Origin of the sequence: Alloscardovia criceti DSM 17774 (genome assembly GCF_000376885.1) — a bacterium.
In the GTDB taxonomy this organism is placed as follows: Bacteria; Actinomycetota; Actinomycetes; order Actinomycetales; family Bifidobacteriaceae; genus Alloscardovia; species Alloscardovia criceti.
This window is the reverse complement of record NZ_AQXR01000011.1, coordinates 302,925-314,689: the sequence shown is the minus strand read 5'-3', so window position 1 is coordinate 314,689 and position 11,765 is coordinate 302,925. Positions and strand designations below refer to the sequence as shown.

The following is an 11,765-nucleotide window of genomic DNA, read 5'->3' as shown; positions in this document are numbered from 1 at the left end:
TCTTTATCGAAACACATCACTTATTGTAAGCTTATTTACTCTTCAGTGTAATGTGTATGTGCTAATCCGTTACACCCGTAGATCCGAAACCCCGCTCTGAACGGTCAGAATCTGGTAAAGTCTCAGCCTCTACAAAACGCGCTTCCACATAGCGTTGAATAACCAGTTGTGCGATGCGGTCACCGGCTTCGAAATGCGCTGTGGTCTCAGGGTCAAGATTAATCAAAGGCACCTTAATCTCGCCTCGATAACCTGCATCGATGGTACCTGGTGCATTGACCACGGTAATGCCCTGCTTAATGGACAGTCCGGATCGAGGATGCACCAGTCCTACGTATCCTGCAGGAAGAGCGATGGCAATTCCCGTAGGTGCGAGAAAACGCTGGAAAGGGTGAAGATCAAAGGATTCTGTTGTGCGCAAATCCACCCCTGCATCGCCCGCATGCGCGTAATACAAGCCCGTTTTATGAACGTCCTCATTGAGATATTTAATGAGAACTTCAATATTTTCAGGCTCGTTATACATCTGGTCGTACGCCATTATACAGCGCACTCCTTGCAGACTGGCTGGCCATCTTCCGTGGTGTAGGCCAGCTGAGAACGATGCTTAACCAAGAAGCATTCGGAGCAGACAAACTCGTCGCCCTGCATTGGAATTACAGTAACACTGGAGTCTTCGTTGCTCAAATCGCTACCTGGCAGTTCATAACCTTCTGCAAGTGCGTTCTCGTCATCATCTAAATCAGCATTCTGATTTTGACGTGAACTCTTTCCCAAGGCCTCAATGGATTCTTCGTCTTCGTCCTTGGAACGTGGAGTATCGTAATCCTGTGCCATTGCTTGCTCCTTAATGAATGGAATTGGCATGTGTCCTATGCGACTGAGGATACTACATTTTTCGTATGTGTAAAATTGACGGCACGTTGAATTTAGCCAGTTTACGACTTTTTGTGTAAGGAACACAGGTGGCTGATGTGCCGCCCTCACCATATTATAGAAATAATTCAAGTTTCAAGGGGTTTCGCTATGGCTGAAAATTCAGGTGTTTTTGTGGCTTTCGATCACGTCGATGTGGACGGTTTTCTCGTGATACGCAACCCTCAAACCCGTGAAATTATGCGCCTTGACGTCACAGATGAGTTAGAACAAGGAATTTTGGCGGCGAAGCAGATTAAAAGAGATACTCAAGGTGCACCGCAGCCTCATGAAGAAAAAGCTCTGCCACTGTCCGCTATTCAGTCACTCATCCGTGCGGGAAATACGCCTGAAGAGATTTCGGCTCAGAATGGAATTTCTGCTGCCCTTGTACGTCGTTTTGCTTCGCCTGTGGAAAAAGAGAAGAAATTCATGGTCTCCCAATTTTTGGATACCGTGCTCACTTCTCAGGATTCTTCAGCTACCGTACATGAAATTATCATCGCTTCTATGGCTTCGCTTGCCGCTGATTACGCCAGCCTTGAGTGGAAGGCAACGCGTCAGGGACACAATCCATGGCGCATCCAATCCACATACCACACCGCTCATGGCGTAGAAACGGCGGAATGGATGTTTAATCCGCGCGATAAGTCCATTGTCAGCGTCAATACACCGGCGAAGCGTTTGCTCGGTGAAATTTCGAATATAACCTCTCCTGTAGATAAGGAACTGTTTAATACGATGGATAATGTGCCCATGGTAAATGCTCACAATCAAACCACTTCTGTACAGCTCAACCCAGCCGTTTCCACCAAAACTGGCACCTTTGAAACCGTTAGCATGGAGTCTATGCGCGATGCCACACATATGAGCACGGGCGCTTTCGAGGCTATTGTGGGGCAGAAAAACAATCCACAGTCAACGTCCGACCTACCAGCCGAGCAGCCTCAAAGCTTTACTCCACACATTCAGCGTGATACTGCTCACAGTCAAGCCCCTACTTCTTCTCCGTCTCCGAGCGCCGATTCCCAGTCGCAGGAGCTACGCCGTGCGCAGGCAAAGGCCAACCAAAACGGTTCTGGAGCTCCGGTCGATAACGGCACCGACAAAGCTTCGGATGCTCCGGATAAAGATGCTCAGTCCACCACATCCTCGACCACGCAGCGTAAGCGCTCCGCTATTCCCGCGTGGGATGATATTTTATTTGGACCACGGGCATAGTCAACCACGTGCCTAGTTAGAGTTTTGATATTACAATTTTGGGTGATGACGTCATGCGCGGTCATCACCCATTTTCTTTGCCTTTGCTTCTTTACTGCTACTCCACCACATCTAGGAACAGTGGAATATCAATTTCTGCCTTCGTCAGTGAACCGTGTACAGATGGCAAATGTGTAGCCACCTCGCTTTGAGTCCGCGAATCGACAATCGTCGTATCTTCCGCGGCCATGACGATAACATCCGCTAAATACCGCTGTGTATGCTCGCTCACCGGCCCGTATAATCCTGCGTGCACTGCTTGCTCTTGGGTGTAGACTCGCGCCTGTTCCCCTAAGAATTCTGACCATCGATGTGCTATATCTTCAGGATCTTCATCTGCGTGAGCATACAAGGAAACCGCTCGTGGCTCTCCTCCAATCAGATGCACACCCTTTTGTAAGTGCTCATGAGCTGCAATATCGATGCGATGCTCCGGATTGGAATTAATCATGCCATGGTCTGCGGTAATGACGATGAGCGTGCCGGGCGCGGCCTTGCTAGCCAGCGTTCTGAGTTGTGCATCCACGCGCTCGAAGGTGCCAATCCAATGCTCATCATTCCAGCCATATTGATGACCCATTTTATCGGCATCACGAATATAGAGGTAGGTTAGACCGGGTTCATACGAGGCTTTAGCCGCCGCCAGAATATGCTGAGCCGCATTGCGCCCGGAAATATACCGCGTACCACGCAAGGCTGCACGTGTCAGCGCAGACTTGGAAAACTGGCCTAGCCCGCACGTGGTGACGCGCACGCCCTGAGCGCTAAGTCCCTCAAAAACGGTGGGCTGAGTCTGCACGTCCTCCGGTACCAAGCCGTCGGTAAATTTAATCATCTGGGACAGGCGTCCATTGTCCGGATTTAATTGGGTATACCCCGTCATAGCCGTCAAACCTGGGCAGGTGCCTGTGCCAAAAACGCTTAATGCAGAGACTGTAGTACTCGGGAAACAGGTGGAAATGGGCTGATCATTGCCGCTGTGCGAGAGCAAGGCACGCAAATATGGCGCATGCCCTTTCCGCTCCACCATATTCCAAAAGCCCAAGCCATCGATAAGCACCACGATAATAGACTGAGCTCGAGGCATGCCGAATTTTTCGCGGATATCCTCTGGATGCGGGTGTATGGCCGTGGCCACGGGTACGCCTAAACTAGCTGAAATTGCGGGTAATACGGCGCTAAGATGGCGTTCAGATCCTCTACCTTGCGCATTCGTTCCATCGTAGGGCACAATTTCTTGCAACTCGAGTAGATTGTCATCATCATACGTACCATCTAAAAAACCCATGATGTCATTCAATCACACGCCTTGCATATAATATTTTGGGTATCCGCTAAAAAGGAGATTCATGGCACGCAAACGCGCACAAGTCATTAGTTACGATCCACGTGAGGTAAAAGAGAATATCGTCGATACTCCGCTCCAGGAGGAAATGAGCAAATCGTTTTTGGAGTACGCATATTCTGTGATTTACGCTCGCGCTCTTCCTGATGCGCGCGATGGCATGAAACCAGTGCAACGGCGCATCATTTATCAGATGGGTCAAATGGGTTTGACGCCCGATAAGCCTTACATGAAATCCGCTCGTGTGGTGGGCGAAGTGATGGGTAAGTTGCATCCTCATGGCGATTCGGCGATTTATGAGGCTATGGTACGTTTGGCGCAGCCTTTTGCTCTGCGCTTGCCTTTGGTGGATGGGCACGGCAATTTTGGCTCCTTGGACGACGGTCCAGCTGCTTCGCGTTATACAGAGGCACGTCTAGCCCCTTCGGCTTCTGCAATGATTGATTCGATTGGCGAGGAAACCGTCGAATTTACGCCGAATTACGACAATAAGCTGGAAGAACCTACGGTATTGCCTTCCGCTTTCCCAAATCTTCTCGTCAATGGCGCTTCAGGCATTGCGGTGGGTATGGCGACGAATATGGCCACGCACAATTTGCGTGAGGTTATTGAGGGCGCGAAATATCTTATGCGCCATCCGGATGCGTCCTTGGATGATCTTATGCGCTATATTCCCGGTCCGGATTTACCGGGTGGTGGCATTATTATGGGCCGCGAAGGTATCAAAGAAGCGTACGCCACGGGTCGAGGTACGTTTACAACGCGTTCGCAAACGCATATTGAAAATGTTACCGCCCGTAAAAAGGCGATTATTGTCACGGAATTGCCGTTTATGGTGGGTCCGGAGAAGGTGCTGGAACGCATTTCTGATGGTGTGAAATCCAAGAAATTGGATGGCATTTCCGGTGCTATTGATTTAACGGATCGTCATAATGGCACGAGGATTGTCATCGAAATTAAAAGCGGTTTTGATCCTCAGGCTGTGCTCACGCAATTGTTTAAGTACACGCCGTTGGAAGATAATTTCACCATGAATAACGTGGCGCTCGTCGATGGACGTCCACGCACTATGGGTTTGAAAGAGCTACTTGAGGTGTGGGTGGCGCACAGGCGTGAGGTTATCCGCAATCGCTCGGAGTATCGCAAACGTAAAGCGCAAGAACGCCTGCACCTGGTGGAAGGCTTGTTATTGGCCTTGATTGACATCGATGAAGTCATCGAGGTTATCCGCTCTTCGGATGATGCCGATGCTGCGAAAACCCGTTTGATGGCCGTGTTTGATTTGGATGACATTCAGGCTCAGTACATTTTGGATTTGCGTTTGCGTCGATTGACACGCATGAGTCGTATCGAGCTCGAATCGGAGCGCGATGACTTAAAACGCACGATTGAGGAGCTCTCACAAATCCTAGCCTCTGCTGAGGTGCTCGATAATGTGGTTATCGAATCGATGGATGAGGTTGTAGCGCAGTGGGGCGATAACAGGCGCACAATTTTGTTGGATGAAGTGGAAAACAGTTTTGTGCCTGTACCTTCTGCTGTGCACAATGAGGCGACGCCAGGAGCTGGTGCTGAGAATTCGGGGAATGCGGCTGGCACACAAATCGGTGTGGGCGGTGGTGCTTCGCATGCGCAGACACTTGCGGCAGTACAGGCTCAAATGCAGGCTAGTGCAGCCCTTGGCAATGTGCGAGGTGAAGCCGCCTTGGAAGCTTTAGAGCTGGATGATGTGCCGTGCGTCATTGCGCTCAGCGCTTCAGGCTTGGTGGCGCGCCTGTCGGAAACCGCGTGGGATGTCTATCATTCACGAAGTGCTGCAACCCCGCGTACAGCTGAGGATACGATTGTATCGCTCATTAAATCGTCTACGCGTTCTTCCTTCGGCCTGATCACTTCGGCAGGACGTCTGGTACTGGCGCACACGGCAGATTTGCCGCAATTGCCGGTCTCTCAGAGTGTGAGTGTGGCGGGTGGCGTTGTAGCAGACGAACTTCTGCAGAGCACAGACAGCACGGAGCCAATTGAGGGCGAGCATACAATTGCCGTTATCGATATGCGTGAGGAAAACACCACGCCACTGGCCTTAGGCACCGTACATGGTGTGGTAAAGCGCTGGAATAGAGAATCGCCAACGACTATGGATTCGTGGAGCGTCATCGATTTGAAAGGCAACGACTCCGTACTCTTCGCAGCGGAGGCGGATGACGACGACCGCATCGTTTTCATTTCTTCGGATGCCTCCTTACTCACCTTTGCAGGTTCTGTAGTGCGTGCACAAGGACGCACTGCCGGAGGTATGGCAGGCATAAAGCTGGCAGAAAACCAGCGGGTGGTATGCTTCGCGGTGGTGCCGGCAGGCAAATTGGCATGGGTTTATGATGAGAACGAAGAAGGCATGTCCTCTCAATCCGGTGCTGTTGTACTGACAGTGGCCGGCGACAGTGATGCCTTGCCAGGCACGGATATGGGAGCATGCAAGATTACGCCTCTCGAGCTCTATCCTACGAAGGGTCGAGCAACCGGCGGTGTACGTTCTCAACGATTCTTGCGTGGTCAAAACACGATTATCGGCGCCACTGTTTGCGCTGCGCCGGTATTTGCGGCCAGCTCTGGCGGTCATGCAGTGGAGTTGCCACACGTGGATATGCGCCGCGATGGCTCTGGCACGGAGCTGGACTCGCCTATTAGCTTCTTGTCACGCGTCTAGCGTTGCTCAGCTCATACACATGAACCGCACCCGATGATGAGTCTGAAGAAATTCGGATTCCCCAGATTACGGGTGCGGTTCATGTGTATGCAGAGCGGCTTGTATAGAATTATCGACTACTTATGGCGCTTACTTCTTGCGTTCCGCTTTTCTGCGCGCTTGGATAATTTCATGCATGGCCACCATTAAGGTGAAGAAGAATAACAGATAAACAGGCATCCACAAAGCCGTACTACTGCGTGCGATAACGCCGAAAAGTGGCGGCACAATAATGAATCCTACATACGCACTCGCCATTTGCACGCCAATCATTGCTTGGGATTTGTCCTCGCCAAAAATTGTCGGTGTGGAGTGAATAATGCTCGGATAAATCGGGGCACAGCCCACACCGATAAGAATCAAGCCCAGCATGGTCAGTACCGTCCATGGCGTTGGGTTCATAGTCATGAGAATGCCTATACCCAGGATAATAAAACCTAAACGAATCATCTGTGTATCGTTCAGTTTTTCTGCAATGAAGCCGCAGACGATGCGACCACCGGTGATGCCTAAATAGAAATAACTTGCCCAAGTAGCCGCATCTTCTGCCGAGATACCGCGCGACTGCATGGCATAGGTGCTCGACCATAATCCTGCGGCGCCCTCCAGTCCGCAGTAGGTCATAAACATGAGCAAAATCTCTTTGGCGTACGGCAGTCGAATAGTCTCCAGTAAACTCAATGGCTTCGTTTCTTGGGACTGTGAAGTATCCGTATGCTCGCTGTTATCTATCTGCGCAGATTTACGATTAATCCACAGAGGCAGTGACACGACCACCAGTATGGCGATGACAATCTGTATATACGACACGTAGCGATACCCCAATTGCCACTGATGCTGCTTCAACAGCGCATACGCCATGATATTTGGGCTGACAACGGTGCCCACGCCCCACATGGCATGCAACCAGTTCATGTGACGACTACTGTAATGCAAAGCCACGTAATTATTGAGCGCCGCATCGATGGCACCTGCTCCTAATCCATAAGGAACAGCCCACAAGCACAAAATCCAGAAATTCGGCGAGAAGGAAAAACCGAGCAAGGCTGCCGCTGTCATGGCCACAGAAACGGCCGTCACCTTACCCGCACCGAGCTTAAAGGTTAAACGATCGCTCATCAATGAGGAAATAATCGTACCCGCCGTAATAATGATGGATACAATTCCTGCGTAGGAAATGGGCACGTTGAATTGCACATACATGCTCGGCCACGCAGAACCCATCAAAGAATCCGGCAAACCCAAGGAAATAAATGCCAAATAAATAACGGCAAGAAGTACGTTTGTCACGGTCACCTCAGAGCCCACCCACATTGGCGGGCCCATGTCTTTCTACTACTGTGTAAGCGGTTTATGCATCGACCTTCGAGTCTACCCTGACATGTCAACTATCTGACACGCGACCATCAGACACTTAGGCGTCGATTTTTGACCTATCAAAGTCCTCCGCATTATCGATGATAAATTGCTTGCGCGGTGGTACCTCGTCCCCCATAAGCAGGCTAAATATCTCGGATGCGTGAGCGGCGTCCTCGAGACGGATACGACGCAGCATACGCGTGCGCGGGTCCATGGTCGTGTCTGCGAGCTGATCCGCGTCCATTTCACCCAAACCCTTGTAGCGCTGGATATCCTCATTAAAGGCCACACCCTGCTTGCGCAACTGCGCCAGCTTGATTCCTAGCTCTTCCTCAGAATAGGTGTAAATGTACTCGCCTTTTCGCTTTCCGGCCAATGCGATGCGATGCAATGGCGGCACGGCTGCATACACATGCCCCTCGGCAATGAGCGGGCGCATATACCGGTAGAACAACGTCAGTAGTAGCGTGCGAATATGCGCACCATCCACATCTGCATCCGTCATCATTACGACCTTGTTGTAACGCGATTGGCTTACATCAAAGGTCGAGCCAGAGCCCGCGCCTACCACCTGAATAATGGAAGAGCATTCCTTATTGGCCAGAATCTGCGCTACCGAGGCTTTTTGCACATTGAGAATTTTACCTCGAATAGGCAGCAAAGCTTGGAACATGGAGTTACGAGCCGCCTTAGCTGTGCCCAATGCGGAGTCGCCCTCCACGATGAACAATTCGGCGATATCATCATTTCCAGGCTGGCAATCCGACAATTTTGCTGGCATGGAAGCGGATTCGAGCGCATTCTTGCGCCGTGTAACTTCCTTGGTTTTACGCGCTTGAATGCGGGCATGCATCTCACTCACAATTTTTTCCAGCACGCGCATGGACTGCTCTTTAAAGCCACGCCGTGATCCCGACACCATTTCACCGAACTGCTTATCACTCATTTTGGTGACAATCGGCTTCACAGGCGCTGTACCGAGCACGTCCTTCGTCTGTCCTTGGAATTGCGGCTCGGCGATGCGTACCGTAACCACGGCAACGAGGCCGGACATGACATCATCACGCTCGACACGCATAGACGTGTCTTTTGTATTGAATTTCAGCTTACGCGCATTGGCTTCCACGTTTTTGCGCACCTGTTTGGTGATGGAATTTAAGAATCCATCCACGTGCATACCGCCACCCGGTGTTTCTACCACATTGACGAAGCTACGAATTGTTGTTTCGTAATCGTTAATCCATCGCAGAGCAATATCCACGTCGCAGGTGCGTTCAATCATCTGTGCATGCAAATCACCATTTTCACCGACGACCTGTGTTTCCTCATCGTAGGTGTCTTGACCCGTAATATGCCAAATATCGCTAATTGGCTCCCCGTTGGAGAGGAAGTCCACGAAGTCGACAATTCCACCCTCGTGGTGGAAAACAACCTCATGTGGATGAGTGGCATGCTGTGCGGAGTGCGCGGGCACAGAACTGCTCAGAGGTTCGCCTGCGTTTTCCGTGTCTTCTAGATTTTCTGTGCTTTCTGCCGTGTCGTCTGACGCATCTTCTTCGACGAGGTCCGTTGACTCGGTTTGAGACTCGGGCGTGAGCTCCTCGTCCGCCAATTCGGCATCAGATTCGAGGACTTCCCCATCGGCAATGGCTTCGTCGACTACGATAATTTTCAGACCGGGTACCAAGAAAGATGTCTGGCGCACACGATCGACCAGCTGCTGATAATTAAATTCCGCAGTAGCATTGAAAATTTCAGGATCTAACCAGTAACGAATGCGTGTACCCGTATGTGTGCCATCGTAATGCTTCACGATGCGCAATGGCGTAGCCTTGCGCTTTGGGGTGGCTTTAAATGGTGCATCCGGTGACGGCATCGCAGGATCAGCATCCGTATACACGCCCGGATGTCCTTGACGGAATTCCATACGGTAGGTGTTCCCGTCACGGTCCACTTCCACATCCAAACGGGAACTTAATGCATTGACGACGGAGGAACCCACACCGTGCAAGCCACCGACGGCATTGTAGGAAGAATTTCCAAACTTTGCACCCGCATGGAGCTTAGTCAGTACTACTTCGACACCGGAAAGTCCCGTTTTAGGCTCTTCGTCGATAGGAATGCCACGACCGTTATCCTCCACCGTAATCGAACCATCCGTGTGCAAAGTTACCGTAATCTCGGTGCACGCACCCGCTAAGGCTTCATCAACGGAATTATCAATAATTTCCCACAAACAGTGCATAAGACCTTGGCTATCGGTAGTACCAATGTACATACCCGGTCGCTTACGCACAGCATCCAGTCCTTCCAAAACGGACAGACTACCAGCATTGTATTCTTCGTTTGCTGTTTTCTTTGCAGCCATGAAAAAATTACCTCGAAAGATAAAATAGAAAAGAAATAAAATAATCTGCCTGTATATGCCTCCACTGAAGACGTGTACGGGACATGTACCGGGGACATATACAGGCAGAATTTTTGCGTATTACTCTTGATCTAAGAAGTCACGGAGAGTCTGAGAACGTGACGGATGACGCAGTTTTGCCATGGTCTTGGATTCAATCTGGCGGATACGCTCGCGGGTAACACCGTAGACATGACCAATATCGTCCAGAGTCTTTGGCTGCCCATCCTCAAGGCCATAACGCATCTTAATCACGCCTGCTTCACGAGGCGACAGCGTTTCCAGGACCTGACGGAACTGCTCTTGGAGCATGGAGAAGGCCACCGACTCGGATGGTGCAATGGCATCAGAATCCTCAATCAAATCTCCGAACTCGGAATCGCCATCCTCACCCAATGGGGTGTGCAAAGAAATAGGCTCACGACCGTACTTTTGTACTTCTTGCACCTTTTCTACAGGCATATCCAACTCGCGTGCAAGCTCATCCAAGGTCGGCTCACGACCCAAATCCTGCAGCATCTGACGCTGGACACGAGAAAGCTTATTGATAACTTCCACCATGTGCACCGGCACGCGAATCGTACGGGCCTGATCAGCCATAGCACGTGTAATGGCCTGGCGAATCCACCATGTGGCGTAGGTAGAGAACTTAAAGCCCTTCTTCCAATCGAATTTTTCGACGGCGCGAATCAGACCAAGATTACCTTCCTGAATCAAATCCAAGAAGAGCATTCCACGACCGGTGTAGCGCTTCGCCAAGGACACGACAAGACGAAGATTTGCCTCCAGCAAATGATCCTTGGCCTTCTTACCATCGCTGGCAGCCCATTTGAGCTCACGACGCTGCTTGAAGGTCATCTCATCCGTGTTTTCCGTGTCGAGAATATGCTGAGCATACAAGCCAGCCTCAATGCGCTCGGAAAGATCTACTTCCTGATCTGCGGTCAGCAAGTTCACACGACCGATTTGCTTGAGATAATCCTTCACAGGATCCGCAGTAGCACCGGTGGCGATAACACGGCGCTTTGGATTGCCAGAAGGTGTCAGTGTATCGTCATCTTCCTTAGACTCGTTGAGAACGAAGGCGCCCTCTTCCTTAGGCTCTTCTTCCTTTTCGTCCTCTTCATCGTCGTCAGACTCAGGTTCGACATCGTCGAAATTCTGTTCGCCAATCTCCTCGTCGTCATCATCTTGAGAAATCGGATCACCGTTTTCATCTAATTCCTGAGAATCAAATAATTCAGCATCCTTCTCATCCGAGACTTCTTCCGTATCCTCCACGTCATCTGTCAGTAATGCTTCATCATCGGAAGAAGCATCCGCATCTTCTTGAGCATCGTCATTCTTGGTTTTTGCGGACTTCGCCTTCGTAGACTTTGTGGTGGACTTACTTGTAGCCGTCTTCTTACGGGTCTTTCGAGCGGTGGTCTTCTCCGTGGATTCTGCCGCCTGTGTTTCCTCGGTTGTATCTTCTACAACTGCGTCTTCTACCTTGGTTGCACGAGCCGACTTAGTCTTACGCGTCGTGCTGCGCTTAGTCGTTGATTGAGCACCACGTGCAGAAGCAGTGCTCGTCTTCTTTGCAGTGGTCTTCTTTCGCGTTGTTGCCTTGGTAGCCTCTTCCTGCTCAGTTTCGTTTACTGTTGCAGACTTTATCGCTGTGACCAACATTTCCTCCTTGGTGCTTTTTACGGCAATTTCCGTAAAAAGGGCACACTTATGGCAAGTGCAAG

8 protein-coding genes are annotated in these 11,765 nt (G+C 50.6%); 2 read left to right on the top strand and 6 right to left on the bottom strand.

The features are described 5' to 3' along the window. Nucleotides 1-61: 61 nt before the first annotated feature. Complete coding sequence (gene dut, locus D570_RS0106695; RefSeq protein WP_018143621.1) at nucleotides 62-541, bottom strand: dUTP diphosphatase; 480 nt, start codon at nucleotides 539-541, stop codon at nucleotides 62-64. Further along, nucleotides 541-837, bottom strand: a complete 297-nt coding sequence (locus D570_RS0106690) for a DUF4193 domain-containing protein (RefSeq protein WP_018143620.1) — start codon at nucleotides 835-837, stop codon at nucleotides 541-543. The genes dut and D570_RS0106690 overlap by 1 nt, the downstream gene beginning before the upstream one ends. A gap of 189 nt (nucleotides 838-1,026) precedes the next feature. Between D570_RS0106690 and sepH the strand changes: the two genes are divergently transcribed. Further along, on the top strand, nucleotides 1,027-2,136 hold the full coding sequence (gene sepH, locus D570_RS09125) for a septation protein SepH (protein WP_018143619.1): 1,110 nt from the start codon (nucleotides 1,027-1,029) through the stop codon (nucleotides 2,134-2,136). 97 nt (nucleotides 2,137-2,233) lie between these two features. Here the strand turns inward: sepH and D570_RS0106680 are convergent, their stop codons facing one another. Further along, entirely contained in the window at nucleotides 2,234-3,463 is a 1,230-nt protein-coding gene (locus D570_RS0106680) for an alkaline phosphatase family protein (RefSeq protein ID WP_026181947.1), read from the bottom strand. Nucleotides 3,464-3,524: 61 nt separating this feature from the next. Between D570_RS0106680 and D570_RS0106675 the strand changes: the two genes are divergently transcribed. Then, nucleotides 3,525-6,227, top strand: coding sequence for a DNA gyrase/topoisomerase IV subunit A (locus D570_RS0106675; RefSeq protein WP_018143617.1), 2,703 nt, complete (start codon nucleotides 3,525-3,527; stop codon nucleotides 6,225-6,227). A 129-nt stretch (nucleotides 6,228-6,356) separates the two neighbouring features. Here D570_RS0106675 and D570_RS0106670 read toward each other — a convergent pair whose 3' ends face one another. From D570_RS0106670 to D570_RS0106660, 3 genes are all read right to left on the bottom strand, one after another. Then, complete coding sequence (locus D570_RS0106670; RefSeq protein ID WP_018143616.1) at nucleotides 6,357-7,592, bottom strand: MFS transporter; 1,236 nt, start codon at nucleotides 7,590-7,592, stop codon at nucleotides 6,357-6,359. An 88-nt stretch (nucleotides 7,593-7,680) separates the two neighbouring features. Beyond that, nucleotides 7,681-9,993: a DNA gyrase/topoisomerase IV subunit B gene (locus tag D570_RS0106665; protein WP_018143615.1), complete on the bottom strand. Its 2,313-nt coding sequence runs from the start codon at nucleotides 9,991-9,993 to the stop codon at nucleotides 7,681-7,683. A gap of 120 nt (nucleotides 9,994-10,113) precedes the next feature. Continuing rightward, nucleotides 10,114-11,703 (bottom strand): RNA polymerase sigma factor, encoded by a 1,590-nt coding sequence (locus D570_RS0106660; RefSeq protein ID WP_018143614.1) that lies wholly within the window; start codon nucleotides 11,701-11,703, stop codon nucleotides 10,114-10,116. Nucleotides 11,704-11,765: the final 62 nt, after the last annotated feature.

What these genes read in the sequence shown, in the direction of transcription:
- dut (WP_018143621.1), bottom strand. Translation starts at nt 541, where the DNA reads ATGGCGTACGACCAGATGTATAACGAGCCTGAAAATATTGAAGTTCTC.
- D570_RS0106690 (WP_018143620.1), bottom strand. Translation starts at nt 837, where the DNA reads ATGGCACAGGATTACGATACTCCACGTTCCAAGGACGAAGACGAAGAA.
- sepH (WP_018143619.1), top strand. Translation starts at nt 1,027, where the DNA reads ATGGCTGAAAATTCAGGTGTTTTTGTGGCTTTCGATCACGTCGATGTG.
- D570_RS0106680 (WP_026181947.1), bottom strand. Translation starts at nt 3,463, where the DNA reads ATGGGTTTTTTAGATGGTACGTATGATGATGACAATCTACTCGAGTTG.
- D570_RS0106675 (WP_018143617.1), top strand. Translation starts at nt 3,525, where the DNA reads ATGGCACGCAAACGCGCACAAGTCATTAGTTACGATCCACGTGAGGTA.
- D570_RS0106670 (WP_018143616.1), bottom strand. Translation starts at nt 7,592, where the DNA reads ATGGGCCCGCCAATGTGGGTGGGCTCTGAGGTGACCGTGACAAACGTA.
- D570_RS0106665 (WP_018143615.1), bottom strand. Translation starts at nt 9,993, where the DNA reads ATGGCTGCAAAGAAAACAGCAAACGAAGAATACAATGCTGGTAGTCTG.
- D570_RS0106660 (WP_018143614.1), bottom strand. Translation starts at nt 11,703, where the DNA reads ATGTTGGTCACAGCGATAAAGTCTGCAACAGTAAACGAAACTGAGCAG.